This is a genomic window from Aequorivita echinoideorum, from assembly GCF_018476645.1.
Lineage (GTDB): Bacteria > Bacteroidota > Bacteroidia > Flavobacteriales > Flavobacteriaceae > Aequorivita > Aequorivita echinoideorum.
In genome coordinates, this window is sequence record NZ_JAHCTB010000004.1 from 1 (window position 1) to 18,126 (window position 18,126).

Consider the following 18,126-nt stretch of genomic DNA (forward strand, 5'->3'; position numbering starts at 1 on the left):
CTTATAGCTGTGGCAAATAAATTGTTGAAACAGGCATTTGCAATTGCAAAAAGTGGTTTGCCCTATGATGCGGAATTTGTATCTAAATTGGACTAAAAAGATTTGTTTTTTAACTCAGATCTTTGTTGTGCGTAGGCTTTTTTTATTTAAATTCTTCTGGTAAATACTCTTTGTACTTATTTTTTAAATAATCAAGCCCTTGTTCGTTATCTTTTAAGTTTAAATTCAGTTTATCTCTAATAAATTCGTGTCGTGTTCTTGCCTCCGAAAGAATATGTCCCCAAGGCAATACGTAAACATCAAAATTGTCACCTTCCGAAACGTGTCCATATCTTCTATTTTTCTGATTAAGCAACGGTTCTATTTCGGGTTTTATATCCTTTGTCACTAACAAAAATTTCCATCTCGTTTTGTCTTTCGGAAATCTTGGGTCGTTGGAAACTTTGGTGGCATATGATTCAATCTGACTTTTTTCAGTAAAGCCAGCATCTTTATTCGGTTTTTTAAGTTCGATGATAAGATTTTCTTTTCCAGCACTTCCCATACTGAATTGTTGCCATAGACAAACATCTGGAATAGTTCTCAATTCATCATTGTCTTCCGAATCCACAACCTCTTGAAAATCATCACGTCCTATGGAATCTTTTAAATAAGCTTTTAAAACATTTTTCAAAGTTACATCGTCAGCACCATAGGTATATTTATCTCCAAAAATCCAAGTCTCATTGACTACAATTTTATGAAGATGTTTTCTCTCCTTTACTTGCTTGTTTAAATCTGTATCATAAATTAACTGTTCAATTCCATTGAGCAAATTCAATCTATTTTTGATTTCTGTCATTGCATCGATGATATTCGATAATGAAGTTTCATCTAAAATTTCGAATAAGTCATTTCTTTTTTCTTCTGGTAATTCGATAACTTCCGTCAAGATTCTTTGTAATGATGTTGTATCATTTTCTAAAGATTCTTTAATAAGTGATAAGGTTAACTTTTTACTTTTATCATCTTGTGTTTCAAAATCTGGAAGATATTCGTTGACTTGTAGTGCAACTATATCAAAAACCTGTCTTTTACTTTCTTCAACTATTGTGTCTGGCTTGTCCTTATAAGGATATAAACCTTTTGCTTTTAGTTCATTTATGAATTTTCCAGAGTATTGATGAAGTCTTCTCCGAACATAATCTCGTGCAATTTTTTTAGAATCCTTAATTACACTATTTAAGATTTCGTCCAAGCTGTCTAGAGCAAGTCTATTTTCTCTATGCAATTTCTCTATGTAATTTGATTGGATAAAAATTGAAATAGGTAGAGTTGTCCTTATTCCTAAATTGGTTTCTTGAAAAGGAATTCCTTTTGTGTTGCACAAGTATGTTTGCTTTTTGATATCGAAACTCCATTCTATAATTTTAATTTTAAATCGATAATCAAATTCTCCATCATTTACTAGTATATCTTGTTCTTCGCTGTGTTTTATCAAAGAAGAGAATTCTAGTTTCTGACCATTGATGATAATTGAAAAGTCTGGATAATTAATCCAGTAAGAAGCAAATTTCTGTTCAAGTTCTTTCCTAGAACTTATATCAATAGCTTGAGAAGTATTTTCTTGATTGACATTGTCAATCCTAACTTGGAAACCTGTTGAATAGTCACCTTTTGGTAATGTTTTTAAATCGCTAAAATCGGAATACGATAGGTGATTTCTGTCAAGCGTTATTGTGTATTCTTTGAAAGATTCACCGTTTTTGTATCTACTCGTGAATTCTACTAAATCTCCGAGTGCTAATGATTTATACCTTCCTTTTCCTTCTTTTCCGTGATAATGTCGTCCATTAGGACTTATTCGGTTTAATTTTTTCTCTGAACCTCCAAGTTTACCGAATACATCTTGTGCTTTTTGGTAGTTCAAGCCGTGACCATTGTCTTTTATGAGCAAATAATTAATGCCTCCTAATTTGGTTTTTTCAAATTCGATATTGATTTCAGAAGCGTCAGCATCTAATGAGTTCCAAATTAGTTCTGAAATAGCTGTCTTTCCATTGGCTCTTGTCAAAGAATCAATGTGGTCTATTTCAACTCCAATATCTATTTGTTTTGGCATATGTTCTTTTTTTTCAGCTTACACACAACGGTCTTGTATATGGCTCGTAGCGTGCAAATTAGCGATTATTTTCGGTTGAGCCACAAGCCAGATTTTTAAATTTTACTATTTATTTTTATTGGAAATCGTCAAATTTAAAAATTTAGCGACTTTCCAAATGTACCTTAATTTCGTTTAAGCAACTGATTAGGCTTTCTATTCAAGTTTTAACTATTGTTCTTACTTTTTTGAAAGTTCATATCGATAATTTTTTCAGTTTCATTTTCCAAATCAGAAGCGATTAAGCCAAAATATTCCGCTGGGCTGAAAAATATTCCAATTGCAAAAAATATAATAATAATTATCCGATGAGATAGAAGGACGCTGATTAGTTCAAAAGGTTGACTATAATTCACGAAAAAACCCAATATAATTACAAACAAAGCTAAAATTAAAACTTCAAAAACCCATCCAGAGACTTTATTCACAATCATATTAAATATTGTTCTATTTTTAATGTTAAGCTCTACCTGCATTGCGTAACCAGCTAATTCAACATCTGTCGTTTTCTCTATTTTAAAAGGTGCAATGATTTCTTGACCTTTAAATAAATCATTTAGCTCTTTTATTTTTTCCTCATAATCTTTTTCTAACTCGTTCAGTTCTTCAACTGATTTTTCAGATTTAGATTTATGTTCAATACGCTCAACTACGATATCTGTAATTATTTCTTTTCTATTATCCTTATAATCTTGATTGATTTCATTTAGTTGCTCTTGATAAGTATCATTATCATTACAAGCAGTTATGAAACAAAAAAGAAACATCAAAAGTGATATTTTTGAGAATGACTTAATCACTTTTTTTTCCACCATATAGTTCTGCCTTTTCTTCCGCTTGAGTCGCTTCCGTATTTCATATAGGTTCCCGATTTTCCTTTGAAAATGTGAAATTTGTTTTTTCCGCGAGAGGTTTTTGCTAAAGCTTCGAATATTGATTCTAATAAACTCATATTTTGTAGTGTGATTGGTTTTTCATAATTGTGTACAAAGGTTTGGCTATGGTTTCGTTGCGTGAAAATCCGCGAGGATTTTCCGCCGTGAACCGAAGATAGCAAATTTACGAGGACTTTCCGCGAGGACACGAGCACGAAGTGCGAACTGGCCGTAGGCAAAGTCAGAAGCAATGAACTATAGCCGGTGTTGTGCTTTCGTTATTTTTTTCTGTCGGCATCAAACCATTCCGCACTATTCCAACTTGGGCTTGTTCCACCAAGTTCAGGAAAATTCAAGTCAGGATTGTCCGATTGTATAAATCCGATTAATTTTCGTCCAGTCAAAAGCCAAACCCGTGATTCTTTTGCTATAATGTCGAGAATCGCTTCTGCTAATCTGCCGTCCTCCTCTACAAAATTGTCATATCGTCTAAAAACCAAAACCAGTCCTTTGTATTTTTCATCATACATATCAGTTAAACAATCAGCAAATGCATCTAGGTTCTCTCCGTAATAATCTGGAAAATTCAGAGCAATTTTTAGATTCTGATGTGCATTTTTCCGATTCCAATTCCGACAATTCATTTCAATAATCTCGAAATTATTGTTATTAAACCAATTCAAATCTTCGTCAAGAATTCCGTTTTTGAAGTACTTGCAAATTGGTCCGTCTTTCAGAATCTCAATGTCCTTTTCTATTTTCTCTTCGTTTATTTCCATTTATTAATTCAATTCCGAGCGTTTTGTCATAATGAAGCACAACTTGCGCATATACAACATAAAAGGCACGTATACACCGCACTTGTACACCGCATTGTTTTAAGTTATTCCCAAATATAAACAAATCAATCACTTAAAAACACTCCCCATTTCCGCATTTGTAAAACCTACAACCCGTAATTGAGGTTAATCCCAATCCTATAATTGGCCTCCACCCGGCCGCCTGTAAGGTTTTGGGTAATGGGGAGCATCGCGTTTAGCCCCAATGAAAACCGGTTGATTCCCATTTCCACGCCCACTTTTCCAAAAAAGATATCGCCCTCCGTAAGTGGCACGTCTTCATTAAAATCCTCATTGGCTGCATACAGCTCCCCGGCTAGACCAGCCTGTGGCACCACCGTAAATTTTTCGGAGCCCAGCGAGTAAAAGACCGTACCGCCGTAATTAAACTGGTTGCCAAACTTGTAATTTTTGTCGTTTTCGGTTTTTAGAATGTAATTCGCCATCGCGTTAAAACCCAAATTCTTGCGCTTCACAATATATTCGCCCGCCACGGTATAGTCCCAACTCCCGGTCCCCAATTGAAAACTGGGGTTAACACTTCCGTTGTTCTCGCTATCATACCTTCCCGTGGGTGCCTTTATTCCCACGCCCACCTGCACTTTGTGCTGTGTGGGCAAGGTATCCATTTTCGGTTTTAAAAGTGTGTAAAATCCCATCACGGTAATATCCCCAAGGCCGTCGATGTTTTGGGTGCCGACCATATTTTCCCTATTGTTGAAATGGTAGGGCACCAGCGCCATTACTTCAACTCTATCGGTAAGCGGCACGCGGCCCCAGGCTTGGAGGGTATTAAAATTCTCGTCCACCCATGGCGAATTATTAAAAACCCCATCGCGACTTTGGTAGCTTTGGTACATATAACGCAGCCCAACAAAGTTCTGGTCTATCATAGAGCTAAAGCCCATACTGCCACCATTCGCGGAACATCCACAGGCATCGCAATCCTCAAAGTCGAAATTCTTGAAACTGTATTGCTGAAAATTGGGGTAGGGGTCTATGGGATTTTTGATTTTATTTGAAAAACCAATTTGAATGGTCAACAACAAAATTATGAAAAGGTATTTGTGCATTTTAAGAAAGTTAGGTCTGTTCATAGAACAGCGGATTTGTGATGAAGGTTTCATCGGTCAATGTTTTTAGGAAGGCGATAAGCGCCTGTTTTTCTTCTTCGGAAAGCGGTATTCCCAGCGTGTTGTTCTGCTGAAGAATGGGATCCAGATTTTGGGTTTCCTGCACACCACTGGAATAGAAATCCAAAACAGATTCCAAGCTCCCAAAGCGGCCGTCGTGCATATATGGTTTTGTGAGCGCCACGTTTCGCAGGCTAGGCACTTTAAATTTGTATTTGTCATTTTCAAAACCTGTAACCACGTGCCGACCCAAATCGTTTAGGTTTGGGTTGGGGGGTAGGCCATTGTTCCGAAATTTACTATCGGTAAACAAATCGGTGGCGTGGCATACCGAGCATTTATTTTGAAAAAGGGAAAGTCCGTCCAATTCCTGTTGCGTCATATTTCCATCGGGCTCATTGCGCACATATTTATCATATTTTGAATCTGCCGAAATCATAACCGTCATAAACTGCGCAAGGGCATTCAGCATATTGGAGGAACTAATTTCCCCATCATCAAACGCCGACTGAAATAATTGGACGTAAGCATCATCTTCAGCCAATTTTGCCGCAATGCTCGGCAAACTTTCGTCCATTTCCACAGGATTGTGGATGGGAACTATGGAAAGCAGTTGGATCCCATTTGAAGCCCCGTCATAAAAATACTCACTTTGAAAAGTCATATTTTGAACAGCGGGCGCATTACGAATCCCCAACAAATTGTCAATTCCGTGGCTTAAGTCGTGGCCGTGGTGCGTAAATGCGTAGGCCTGTTCGTGGCAAAAGGAACAGGAAATAGTATTGTCCCGCGAAAGTTTGTTTTCGTAAAACAATTTTCTGCCTAGCGCAACCCCATTTTCAGTGGGCATATTATTACCAATATCCTGTGCCATCGCTGGAAAGTTTGATGGAATTTCAAAATTGAAAGGCCTATCTTCCGGAATTCCCGAATACCCATCATCTTTGCTACAGGAGGCAAACAGAAACATGGCGGCCGTGGCAGCGATAAAAAGTTGCTGTAGTTTTTTCATACATATCAATTTTAAAAAATCAGCCCAAGACTTGCCTGGGCTGATTTAAAATTTTTAGTGTTGGTGTGATCCACCACCGTTATGTACGTGATCTACGGTAAACATTTGCTGGGTGTTTTCAGCAATCAATATCAAATTCTCTCCACCCATAATGCTGGCGTTTGTCCCTGCGGTATTCAGGTTTTCGGATAGAACGATTTTATTGGTTCCATCAACAATGGTATTTGCATCAGCAATAATGTGGATGTTCGGCATTTCATCTACGCGCACTCTTGCGGTGGTGGGCAAATTCAATGTTACTTCACGATAGTTGTCCGTTGCGGAATTGCTTCCTTGGTGCACTTGAAACTGAAGCGGCTCGCTGTTATTTTCTGAAGTAAAAGTACCTTCAAAATTAATAAATCTGTAGCCCGTGCTCCACGTCCAAGTCATATTATTGGCGGCAGCGTAATCCCAAAATTCCTGTTGGGCGGTTTCGCCTTCCAGATAACGGAGTTCATCAACACCTATCCCAAAACGCACTTGGGTATAATCTCCTGCCGGAATATTTTCCAAATGCACGGTGTGCATGTCGCCTTCCTGGCTAATGATAAAATATGATTCGTTTTTTGGGTAAACATATTCAGTTCCATCTTCTTCAATGAGAACTACATTACTAATAATGTAATTGAGTCTATTAACGGTTAAAGTCTCATTGTTTGAGTTGGTCTTGCTTCCGCCCAAAATAAGTGCATCGCCAGCCATTCCGTTGTCAAAGAACAATTCGGCATCGCCAAATCCTTCAATCGTTTCTTGTTGCGTATCGTCGTCGTTGCTGCACGATACTAGCAATCCGCTGAAAAGCGAGGCAATCAATATATTTCTAAAAGTTTTTTTCATTTTTAAGATGTATAATTTTAAAATAGTATATGTGAATATGTGGTTTCGTGCTAAGTGCAGAAACTTCTTTTTCCTGAATGAAAAGCATACCGAATGGTTATGATAATGCTGACTATCACATTCAGAAAAGGACAAATCAAATTTTGAATTGCCAGGAATTATAAAAAAAATTATACGGTAGCGGGGGGATGGAAAATAGGCGAAATTACCAAATGCGAATAGAGATTGCTATAATGGTAATTCTGAAGAAGTCTTTGGTTGGAAAAATCCGTTCCGAAATAAATGGTATGTTTTATATCCTGAAAGAAAACAACGGTATTTTCAAAAGAGAATCGCTGTCCATCCTTCTTTTTTCCGTTTTCAGAACCTTCGGAAGACTTGGCAAGCTCTTTTTTAAGGAAGCATTTTCCGTTACATTGCATTTCCACCTTATCCTTATTCACACAAAGGACTTCTTTTATGTAATCATAAAAAACGGCGTATTCCAAAACCGGAAGAACAGGTTTTAGAAATAGAAATAATGCCAACGAAAAAGCCACTGTTTTCACGGCGCAAAGATACTCCCTGCAATTTAAAGAGAGAAGGATTTTACAGTGTTTATTGTTAAAAATTCAGCTGGAGATTCTAAACGTTTGCTTCACTTTGCAAGTATTTGGATTCAATATCCATCATAAACGGCTGGTGATAATAACGTTTGCCTGTTTCCTTATAAAGTGCATTTGCGAGTGCCCCAATTGCGGGGGCAAATGGTGGCTCTCCCAATCCGGTGGGGTGTACGTCACTTTCCACAAAATGGACTTCTACATCGTGCGGCGCGTCATTATTTCTGATAAGGTGATAATCGTTATAATTACGTTGCTGCGGAACACCACCTTTTAATGACAGCATACTGTAAAGTGCGTGACCAATGCCGTCAACGCTTCCGCCTTCAACCATATTTGCGGCCGCTACAGGATTTACTACAATTCCGCAGTCTACGGCGCAATGCACTTTTTCAATAATGGGTTTGCCATCAACCATTTTTAGATCCACAACATTCGCCACATAGCTATCGTGACAAAAATATGCTGCTACGCCACGACTCAGGCCATTTTTGGAAGTTCCCCAATTCGATTTTTCCTTAATTAATTTTAAAACCCCGGCATAGCGTTTGGCTTCGTAATCGTTTTTATTGCCTACAGGTTTTTTGATGGCATTGTCGAACAATTCCAATCTGAAATCAATAGGGTCTTTTCCGGCCAATTCGGCCACTTCATCAAGAAATGCCTGTTCCACAGCGCCCATAAAATTGGAACGCGGGGCGCGGAAAGCAGCCGTGGTAATGTTGCTATCAATTGTCCAAGATTCCGCCAAATAATTCGGCACGGCTCCCGCCGGAAATCTATTTGCGAAGAGCGGACTCTCAGGTATTCCGCCGGTTTTTACGTGAAATGCAACCATATTGTTATCCTTATCCAAAGCCGCCCGAAAGGTGGCTTGGTATGTGGGACGATAGGCGCCAAAGGTCATATCATCCTCGCGGGTATAGATAAGCTTTACTGGCTTTTTCAGTTTCTGGGAAATAAGGGCGGCCTCCACTAAATAATGCCCAAAGAGTTTTCTTCCAAAACCACCACCTATGCGCGTCATTTGAATATCAATTTGATCTAAGTTCATTCCCAAACGCTTCGCAACGGATTTTTCCATGAACTCGGGCGTTTGTATGGGGCCAATCAATTCTGCTTTATCTGCTGTAACATTCGCATAAAAATTGAGCGGCTCCAGCGGACTGTGTGCCAAATAGGGAGCGGTGTACGACCGCTCAATGACTTTAGCGGCTTCAGAAAATGCTTTCTCGGGATTGCCGTCCTTTCTAACTTGCTTTGCATTTTCCTTACTTTTTTTGATCATTTCAGTATAATGTGCTTCGGTATTTTCAGTTCCCGAGGGAACTTTTTCACCATTGGAATTGCCCTCCATCTTCACGGTATAGGCACTGAAAGGCACCCAATTAGCTTTGATAGTTTTTTTCGCCTTCATAATTCGCCACGTAGAATCACCAGTAATTACAATCAATTGCGGAAATGCTGAAATGTCAAAACGGTTGCGCTCATAATCGTCTGGGTAAACGTCAATGGTGAAAACCGAATCCACACCTTTCATTGAAAGTGCCTCTGAAGCATCATAAGATTCCAATTTCATACCAAATGCCGGAGGATGTACAATTGAAGCATAAACCATATTTTCACCATAAACATCCAGACCAAAAACAGGTTTTCCAGTAGTTATTGAAGGCCCATCAACATTTAAATGCGACTTCCTGATTATTTTGAAATCCTTAATATCTTTTACATCTACTTCTTTGGGAACTTCAATATTTGAAGCTGCCGAGGCCATTTCACCAAATGTTGCTGTTTTACCATTGGCATTGTGCGTAAGTGTTCCGGCATTTACTTTTATTTCTGAAGCGGGAACGCCCCAAGATTTTGCTGCAGCCTGTACGAGCATGTGTCTCGCCGTGGCTCCGGCCATCCGCAAGGCATTCCAACTTTCATTTATAGATCTGCTTCCGCCTGCCAATTGTCTGGTAAAAATTGCCGTATTCAACGGGGCTTGAACTACTTTCACATTTTTCCAGTCCACGTCCAGTTCTTCAGCAACAATCATAGGCATGGATGTTTTTACATTTTGCCCAACTTCTGGGTTGGGTGATGCTATGGTAACGGTGCCATCTGTGGCGATTTTAATATATCCGTTTAAATCAAATGCTTCCTCAATTGTTGGATTTTCGGAAGCTAAACTTGAAAACCAGCTGAACTGTAACATCAATCCTGCACCTCCCGCTGCTGAGAGTTTCAGGAAGGAGCGTCTGTTTAAATGTGTTTTAATCTTTGTCATGGTTACATTTCTTTTGAAGCGGTTTTTATTGCTTTATTGATTCGGGTGTAGGTTGCGCATCGGCACAAATTTCCATTCATTGCGCGGCGTATTTCCTCATCTGAAGGATTGGGATTTTGCGCCAAAAGTGAAGCTGCGCTCATAATTTGTCCTGCTTGGCAATATCCGCACTGCGGTACATCGTGCTCAATCCAAGCCTTTTGGACGGGATGGTCACCATTTTCTGAAAGGCCCTCAATCGTTACAATTTTTTTATTTTCAACAGAACTTATTGGGTAGGCGCAAGAGCGGATGGCTTCTCCATCCATATGGATGGTACAAACCCCACAGTGCGCAATTCCGCATCCGTACTTTGTGCCGAGCAAACGAAGGTTATCCCTTAAAACCCAAAGAACCGGAGTATCTGAATCCACATCTACTTGATGGTTTTTGCCGTTGACATTGATTGTATATAGTGCCATACTATTTTTTTTTGTGAATAGATATTAATTGGACGGGGCGTATGCGCCGTTGTCTATCCAAGTGTACCAAACTTTTTTAAATTCTTCATAGGAGAGCGGTGGCAACTCACGGTCTCCGCCCATATTCCATCCGCTTTTTACAAGCGTATCTTCCGCGTGCTCTCGTAATGCCTGCATATCTTTGTGTCCGTTAAGCTCTGGATTTACCAATTGAAGTGCCAATTCGCGAGCAGATTTGCCTTGAAAAACCATTTTCATATCTGCAGGGGGTAAGTGCCATTTTGGATTTCCCGGAGGGGTGTGGTCCCCGGGTACGCCTTTCGGTGCGTGGCAATTGGCACACTTCATCGAGGCAATTCCTTTTCCGTCAGGCCCACGTTGTGGCAACATATTGTGCAGATGGCTGTCATCGCCCTGTAATGGAATATCGCCAATGGGGTGACAATTCATACATCTTGGGTGCATCAGTACGGAATAAACATCCTTAAATGCAGCGATAGAAGCAAGGCTATCCTGCTTTTTTGCTTCTGGCAGTGAAGTATACTCCCCGTTTGAACCAGTTTTTGCCTTGCACGCAAGCACGAAAGCCGAAAACAACGCTGCGGAAAATAAAAATATGACTGAATGTTTGCGAAATTTTAAAGAGGTAGTTCTAAAGTCCATCAGCATTGATTTTGTTTTACAAGATAACCAATAAATCTGAAATTATAGATTCTTTGAAAATTGTATTTTCATTAAGGTTAAATGATTTTAAAGCCTAATATTCGCAATAATGTTTTCTGAATTTGCCTTAAAAATGAAAGTGTTGCAATACGAATACTACTTAAATTAAAGCATTCACATTGCAACACTACAAAATTTCTGAAGTTATTGCTCAGAAATTATTTTTTATAATTGATCATCCAGTTGATGCCATATTGGTCCGTACATCTTCCGTAATGCGCTCCCCAAGAAGTCTTCTGGAATCTTGCGTGCACTTTTCCACCTTTTGAAAGATCTTCAAACACATTTTTCGCTTCTTCCTCACTGTCCATATCCACGCCCAGTTGCATATTTGTTCCATCAGTAAGTGGTGTATCTGGAGCAGCATCGTAACCAAGGATTACAAAACCCTTTCCGTGAAGTTCTGCGTGCTGCCATTTTTTTCTGAAACTTTCAGGAATATCCACATCTTTTCCTTCGTATGTTTCCTTATTTTTTATTTCACCACCAAAAAGATCTTGATAATAGCTGAATGCTTCTTGGCAATTGCCTCTAAATGATAGGTATGGTTCAATTCTCATAATAATTTGTTTTTTTGAATGAATGTTAAAGTTAAAGATTGCGTTTTACGGTGAAAACTTTTTTTATTTAGTTTAACAGAAAAGCCAAAATTGAAGTCCATTGAAAACAAAAAAAACCGAAATATATAGTTGATACATTTCGGTTTCTTCGGAAAAAAATGAGGTTGGTTTTATGCTGGCACTTGCTCGGCGATTTCCATTCTGTCCCAATTTCTATGTTGCTGAATGGCTTCCTTAAAAGCAGCAGCTTCTTCATTTACAAAAACTGCTTTATCATCGGTATGCTTCGCCGCATAGGTTTTCTTCAAAAATTCCTCGCCTTCGCCATCAACCGCAATGGCTTTGCAATGTTTAAATGCTTCGTTTACAAATTTTAAATATTTGGAATTTTCACCCAAAGCTTTAATGGATTTTTTCCCTCCAGGAATGTACACCGCATCAAAAAGTACACTTTCGGTTGTCATAATGGCGGCATCTACCTTGTGCTCCATATTCTCATCACATTTTATGGTTCCTCCCATAGGTGCAACAATTTTTAGCATAGCGCCTTCTTTTTCCAGAACAGATTTCATTTTTTTGAAATTTTTCATACTGAATCCGTCCCCCGCCAATACAGCTATCTGTCTGGTAGCGATGCTGTCAAATTTGGTTTCGGCTTGGCTCAAGGCTGGCGATTTATCCAGATAATTCTTCTTGGCGCCGGGTTGGTGCTTTTTCACATCAGCATCCGCACCGATGGCTTGGTTGATTGGTCTTTCAATATTCTTTGGAATTTTCATTCCCAGACCTTTTGCAACTTTTTTGGCAAGATCGATGTCTATCTGACTGATTATCCAAAGCATCCGCTCCTTAATAGGTTGCTGGGTGCATTTGCCCAATTCAAAAGTGTACGCTCCTGCCACGTGTTCCTGCTCCCAATTGCTGAGACTTCTATAGAAAAGTGCCGGTTGCGAAAAATGATCGTTAAAACTTTCGCTTCGGTTACGTATTTTACGGGCGTCAATGCGCTCTTCGTAATGTGTGAAACCACCTTCGGCCATTTTCGATAGATGTGGGCATCCGCCACTCAACGTGTTGGGGAAATAAGCCGTTTGTCCTTTCGGAATATCCATTTGCATATGACCGTCGCGCTGGTTGTTATGCCCTTCAGTAACGGGCCTGTTGATAGGAATTTGATGGAAATTGGGACTTCCCAAGCGCGAAAGTTGCGTGTCTCTATAAGAAAAAAGCCTTCCTTGCAACAGCGGGTCATTGGTAAAATCGATTCCGGGAACTATATGTCCAGGCAAAAAGGCAACCTGTTCGGTTTCGGCGAAGAAATTTTCAGGATTTCTATTGAGGGTCATTTTTCCAACGATTTTAACCCGAACCATTTCCTCGGGAATCAATTTAGTTGGATCCAGCAAATCAAAATCATATTTATGCTCATCTTTCTGCGGAATTAATTGCACGCCCAATTCCCATTCCGGGAAATGTCCCGCTTCAATTGCCTCCCAAAGATCGCGACGGTGGAAATCTGCATCAGCACCGTTTATTTTCACGGCCTCATCCCAAGTTACCGAATGTACGCCCAATTTCGGTTTCCAGTGGAATTTCACAAAATGCGATTCGCCTTCTTTATTGATGAAACGGAATGTATGGATTCCAAAACCTTCCATCATCCGCAAACTACGCGGTATGGCGCGGTCGCTCATCGCCCAAATGTGGTTGTGAAGCGTTTCGGTGGTATGCGAAACAAAATCGTAAAAAGTATCGTGGGCAGAGGCTGCCTGCGGAATCTCATTATTGGGTTCTGGCTTTACCGAATGGATGAGGTCTGGAAATTTCATCGCATCTTGAATGAAAAAGATAGGCATATTGTTGCCTACCAAATCCCAAGTGCCTTCCTCGGTATAAAATTTAGTTGCAAAACCGCGTACGTCCCGCGCAAGATCCGGTGAACCTTTGGAACCCGCTACTGTTGAAAATCTTACAAAAACCGGGGTGCGCCTCTTGGTGTCATTGAAAATTCCAGCTTTGGTGTACTCGGGAATGGGTTTGTAAAGTTCAAAATATCCGTGAGCCCCGCTACCGCGCGCATGTACAATACGTTCTGGAATACGTTCGTGGTCAAAATGGGAAATTTTTTCGCGAAGCAAAAAATCCTCGAGCAGCGTGGCACCGCGCTCTCCGGCTTTTAAGGAATTATTGGTGTCGTTCACTTTTAATCCTTGATTGGTCTTCATCGTGGAACCTTCTACTTGCCAACTGTTTTTTTCCAGTTGCTCAATTTTTTTGGTTGGTTTTTCTGTGGCGTTCTTTTTCTGTTTCATCGTTTTTTTTCTTTATGAAATTTTGTTTTTTCTAAAATTACAAGATTTGTTAAAGAAAAACGATAAAGTGAAGCCAATTTCCGAGAATTCATAAAATGAATAATCATGAAGATTTTTCTTAATGAGTTAAGTCATTTTAATTTATGTCTCTTTTTTATCCATAAATAAATTCCAAAAATAAATAAACTTATAACTGAAACTATCAGTAGGCCAGTTTTAAGTGTTTGAAAATTTTCACCCATTATGGCCAAAAATAATATTAGCGGTGCAATTCCCGCGAGCGTGGCGGATATAAACTTAAAATAATCCATTTTAAGGATACCAGCCACAAAACTGATGGCATCGTTTGAGAGAAAGGGATTAATACGTGTTATTACAACGGCCCAAAAACCGTAATCATCCAAAAAGCGCGAAATAGTCCTTTCCTTTTTTTTGCCCAAAATTTGTGCGGCAAACCAAGGGCCTATATACCTACCAATAAAATAACCAATGGTTGAAGCCAACACTACTGCGGTAACAGATATAATACTTCCCAAAATGGGACCATAAGCCAAAACGGACACAACAATTAACAGAATTGAAGGTATAACTATAAGAAACATCTGCACCACCATTGCGGCTATAAGAACAAGTGGCCCCCACCATCCCAATCCGGTAACCCAATTATTAATTTTTTCTTCGTCATTACTGGTAAGGATTTGCCAAGCTTGTTGGCAAAAATCTTGAAAAGTGGGTTCTAAAAAATAGAGCAGAATTAATACAACTATAATAAATAATGAAAAAAATAGCGGTAGCTTACTTTTTTTTGAAGTTGGATTGCCGCTATTTCCATATTTATTTTTCATTTTCCAGTTTCACTTGCTGAATGGTTCCAGGCCCATTTTTGCCCTCACTGGCTATAAATAAATCCCCATTCGGTGAAAAAATGATACCTTCCGGTTGTGGAAAAGTTTCCTTTGATAAATGTTCAAATTGAAGTGGTTTTCCATCGTTGTCCAAGATCAAGAGACTGGGGTTTTTTCCTTCCAAAATATATATGTTGTCATTTTTTGGATGTATACAAATATCAGACGGACGAATTGATTTTTTCTTTTTTTCTTCTTTATTTTTTTTAAATATAGCGTCCTCCATAGAAAATCTTATAAATGGGTCTTTGGAAACTTTTTTGGTTCCAATATTAAATGCGTAAATGCTTTTTTTGCCGTCATCCTTTAAGTCCCTATCTTTTGCAGCAATCAGTAATCTATTGTTTGCAATGTCTGGGGTAAGGGACTCCATATTATTTATTCCTGAAAAAATTGTGTTATGCCTAGTCACATTGAAATTAGAATCCAAATAATTATTGATTTCAAAAATTTCTCCGTCACTTCTTAAAACGTAGGCAGTGTTTTCCATTACCGCGATACCTTCATAATCGCCGGCACTTCCAAAATTAATTGTTCTTTCGACCTGTGATGTTTTTAGGTCATAAATAAAAATAATTCCATCTTCATCCTCGACGGCTGCGATTTTATTTTCTGAAATCCAGGCAATCCCAGAAATTTCAACCAATTCTTTCGGCATTTCCCATTTTTGTACAATCGTATAATTTTCTTTTAAAAGTTTTGGATTTATGCTTGGATTTTCAAAGGCGAACCACATAAGACTTACTACCAGCAACGCGCTAGCCACGATTATAAATGCAATTCTGTTTTCGTTGTTTTTTAGTTTCATTAGTTCCAGTATTTTAAAGTTTCGACCAAATTCCCCTTGTTGTCCAAAATCAATTTGTCATTGGTAAAAAAATTTTCGATTTCCAGTTGATAGAAACTTTTGGAGTTTTCCACAACTACTTCGGCATCATCCCAATCGCTTATAGAATGTGTTAGGGAAAGTTTATCTGTGAGGGATTGGGGCAGTGATTTTATGGATAAATCATATTTATATGCCAATAATTTCCCAGTGTTGTCAAGGCGTGCTGCATAATCGACACCGTCAACTTCAAAATCAACCTCAAAAATGCTATTGCGCATTTCCCATTCCATTGAAACGGCATCGGGAAAATTGCTTTTGAAAGTATTTTTCACTACGGAGGGAATGGCAATAGGAGTAATAGTATTTTTGCAACCGCCTGTAAACATCAGTAGTAGGGAAGAAGTGAAGAATAGAAATATAAAGAGTATGCGTGTCATATCATTTTGAATATGACCAAAGATGCCTTTCAAATCTGTAAAGAATTGGGAAAAGCCCGTAAATACTGAATTTTTAATGGAATTTTAACGCAAAGGAATGCTGTCCTTCCCGAAAATAATAAATCAAAGCAAACCCGTACTTCCTTGCTATAGAATTCGAAATGGCGAGTCCAAGACCGATTGAGGTCGCATCCATACTATTTTTGTGGAATCGTTTGAAAATCTGTTCACCGTTCAATGGTGCGCTAGAAGAATAGTTGTTTATTTTGAAAAATTCTTCGGTAAGGTTTATGGTTATTTCACTAGTTGAGATACCGTGCGTAATGGCATTTTTTATGAGATTCGAAAAAAGAAAATGAGCCAAGTCCGGATTCATGTAAAGCGATACGTTTTCAGAAGATGAAAATCCGAAGGTTATATTTTTATGGGAGGCCATTTCAGAAAAATTTGAAATAATCTCTTGAATCAACTGATTGATATTTACATTTGAAAGCTGCTGGAACTGGTCATTTTCTATTTTTGAAATAAGCAACAACGAGCGGTTGAGCCGTTTCAGTCGCTCCAGATTTTCTAGTGCTTGCTGCAATTGAAAAGCTTGATTTTCGGTCAAGTTATTTTCCTCAAACAATAATTCCAATTTATTAATTGCAATGGCCAGCGGGGTTTGCAACTCGTGACTTGCATTTTCAATGAATTGGCGTTGTGCGGAGTAGGTCTCGCGGGTTTTGGTAAGCAATTTTTCCACATTCTTATTTAGAAGTACAAACTCCTCAATATTTGTTTTTTTGTAATTGATAGGCTCATTGCTGTCAAGACTAAAATTTTTGAGTTGTGAAATAAGGTGGTAAAAGGGCTTCCAGACTTTTAATAGAAAAAAATTATTGAGTATTAAAATACTGATTATCAATGAAAAATAAAGTATTATGGTATAGATAAGTAGGTTTTCAATCTGGTCGTCCTCTTCAACCATGCTCGTAACTACCTTTATTTTATAATAATCATCATTGTTTCTGAAAACACTTTCCAAAACACGAACTGGCTCAAAATCATCCTCGTTCAGCATATACATCATCGTGTCACGATAGGTATCCTTAAAATTTTGGTATTTTTCAAAATTCACTTTTTCAATGGTGTACAAATATTCATCCAGCTGCGGTTTTTGAAGCAACTCAATATCCTTGCTGGCGCGTTCAATCAATACCATTTTCCTATTATCCAGGCCATCATCAATACTATCATAAATTTCATCGAACATGGCGAAATAGAAAACCACGGCCCAAATGGAAATTAACACGAGGAGAATCCCGGAAAAATAGGTTGTGGTGTAGTTGAGAAGCTTCATTTTTTCTGAAGTTTATACCCAATTCCATACACGGCTTTTATTTGAATTTTTGCTCCGTAGCTATCCAGTTTTTTCCGAAGATTCTTTATTTGGGAATAAATAAAATCGAAACTGTCCGTTTGGTCTATGTTATCGCCCCAAACGTGTTCCGCAAGTGCGGTTTTATTTACCAATCTATCTTTATTTGAAAGAAAATAAAGCAGCACATCGTATTCTTTTCTGTTCAGTTCTACTGCATTATCATTTATAAAAAGAATTCGATCCGGTATATTGAGGCGCACGTTTTCAATTTCGATGGTATTTTGTCCCTCAAAATTGCGCCTTCGCAATATGGCCTTTACGCGTGCCCGTAGTTCTGCCATGTGGAAAGGCTTCGGCAGGTAATCATCAGCACCAAGATTGAGCCCCATGAGCTTATCATCCAGGGAATCTTTTGCTGAAACTATAATTACTCCATCTTCCAGTCCCTTTGCCTTAATGGTTTTGAGAAGTTCGAGGCCGTTGCCGTCCGGGAGGCCAATATCCAGCAAAATACAATCATAATCATAAATTCCGATACGATCATTTGCCTCGTGAAAAGTTGTGGCACTTTCAATTAAATACGCTTCAGCTTTCAGCGTCTGCCTCATATTTTCCAGCATTTGCGGTTCATCTTCTACTATAAGAATTTTCATTTCGGCTTTTATTTCATATAAAAATACGGTGCATTGCTGGAATGATTTTGGATTTTTCGGCTTTTCTTTAATATGAAGTTTTTGAAATTTTTTAATTCCAAATTGTTTACAGATTTGTGCTTTTTCTT

The 18,126-nt window shown here is 38.6% G+C and carries 17 protein-coding genes; all 17 read right to left on the bottom strand.

The genetic code is table 11. From position 1 onward, the window contains the following. Positions 1–142: 142 nt before the first annotated feature. Positions 143–2,101, bottom strand: a complete 1,959-nt coding sequence (locus KIV10_RS09215; protein WP_214113228.1) for an ATP-binding protein — start codon at positions 2,099–2,101, stop codon at positions 143–145. A 206-nt stretch (positions 2,102–2,307) separates the two neighbouring features. Next, on the bottom strand, positions 2,308–2,955 hold the full coding sequence (locus KIV10_RS09220) for a hypothetical protein (protein WP_214113229.1): 648 nt from the start codon (positions 2,953–2,955) through the stop codon (positions 2,308–2,310). A gap of 338 nt (positions 2,956–3,293) precedes the next feature. Further along, positions 3,294–3,794 carry a barstar family protein gene (locus KIV10_RS09225; protein WP_214113230.1) on the bottom strand — a complete coding sequence of 167 codons (501 nt, stop codon included), beginning with the start codon at positions 3,792–3,794 and terminating at the stop codon, positions 3,294–3,296. A 167-nt stretch (positions 3,795–3,961) separates the two neighbouring features. Further along, positions 3,962–4,951, bottom strand: coding sequence for a transporter family protein (locus KIV10_RS09230; protein ID WP_246516257.1), 990 nt, complete (start codon positions 4,949–4,951; stop codon positions 3,962–3,964). Continuing rightward, positions 4,938–5,999 (bottom strand): cytochrome-c peroxidase, encoded by a 1,062-nt coding sequence (locus KIV10_RS09235; protein ID WP_214113231.1) that lies wholly within the window; start codon positions 5,997–5,999, stop codon positions 4,938–4,940. Before KIV10_RS09235 ends, KIV10_RS09230 begins: the two co-directional genes overlap by 14 nt. 54 nt (positions 6,000–6,053) lie before the next feature. Continuing rightward, complete coding sequence (locus KIV10_RS09240) at positions 6,054–6,878, bottom strand: MbnP family protein (protein ID WP_214113232.1); 825 nt, start codon at positions 6,876–6,878, stop codon at positions 6,054–6,056. 170 nt (positions 6,879–7,048) lie between these two features. Then, a complete protein-coding gene (locus tag KIV10_RS09245) occupies positions 7,049–7,426 on the bottom strand; it encodes a hypothetical protein (protein ID WP_214113233.1) in 378 nt (125 codons plus the stop codon). A 76-nt stretch (positions 7,427–7,502) separates the two neighbouring features. Then, positions 7,503–9,755, bottom strand: coding sequence for a molybdopterin cofactor-binding domain-containing protein (locus KIV10_RS09250; RefSeq protein ID WP_214113234.1), 2,253 nt, complete (start codon positions 9,753–9,755; stop codon positions 7,503–7,505). A gap of 2 nt (positions 9,756–9,757) precedes the next feature. Next, complete coding sequence (locus KIV10_RS09255; RefSeq protein WP_214113235.1) at positions 9,758–10,216, bottom strand: (2Fe-2S)-binding protein; 459 nt, start codon at positions 10,214–10,216, stop codon at positions 9,758–9,760. Positions 10,217–10,240: 24 nt separating this feature from the next. Next, positions 10,241–10,879 (bottom strand): hypothetical protein, encoded by a 639-nt coding sequence (locus KIV10_RS09260; protein ID WP_214113236.1) that lies wholly within the window; start codon positions 10,877–10,879, stop codon positions 10,241–10,243. Between the two features lie 218 nt (positions 10,880–11,097). Beyond that, positions 11,098–11,499: a VOC family protein gene (locus KIV10_RS09265; RefSeq protein WP_214113237.1), complete on the bottom strand. Its 402-nt coding sequence runs from the start codon at positions 11,497–11,499 to the stop codon at positions 11,098–11,100. 170 nt (positions 11,500–11,669) lie between these two features. Then, positions 11,670–13,811: a catalase gene (locus tag KIV10_RS09270; protein WP_214113238.1), complete on the bottom strand. Its 2,142-nt coding sequence runs from the start codon at positions 13,809–13,811 to the stop codon at positions 11,670–11,672. A gap of 131 nt (positions 13,812–13,942) precedes the next feature. Beyond that, the gene (locus KIV10_RS09275) at positions 13,943–14,656 is read right to left on the bottom strand and encodes a TVP38/TMEM64 family protein (RefSeq protein WP_214113239.1); all 714 of its coding nucleotides are present in this window, start codon (positions 14,654–14,656) and stop codon (positions 13,943–13,945) included. After that, positions 14,646–15,524, bottom strand: a complete 879-nt coding sequence (locus tag KIV10_RS09280; RefSeq protein ID WP_214113240.1) for an SdiA-regulated domain-containing protein — start codon at positions 15,522–15,524, stop codon at positions 14,646–14,648. Before KIV10_RS09280 ends, KIV10_RS09275 begins: the two co-directional genes overlap by 11 nt. Beyond that, positions 15,524–16,015, bottom strand: a complete 492-nt coding sequence (locus KIV10_RS09285; protein WP_214113241.1) for a hypothetical protein — start codon at positions 16,013–16,015, stop codon at positions 15,524–15,526. Before KIV10_RS09285 ends, KIV10_RS09280 begins: the two co-directional genes overlap by 1 nt. Before the next feature lie 40 nt (positions 16,016–16,055). After that, positions 16,056–17,324 carry a sensor histidine kinase gene (gene porY / locus KIV10_RS09290; RefSeq protein ID WP_214113242.1) on the bottom strand — a complete coding sequence of 423 codons (1,269 nt, stop codon included), beginning with the start codon at positions 17,322–17,324 and terminating at the stop codon, positions 16,056–16,058. Beyond that, the gene (locus tag KIV10_RS09295; RefSeq protein WP_214113243.1) at positions 17,321–17,998 is read right to left on the bottom strand and encodes a response regulator transcription factor; all 678 of its coding nucleotides are present in this window, start codon (positions 17,996–17,998) and stop codon (positions 17,321–17,323) included. Before KIV10_RS09295 ends, porY begins: the two co-directional genes overlap by 4 nt. Positions 17,999–18,126: the final 128 nt, after the last annotated feature.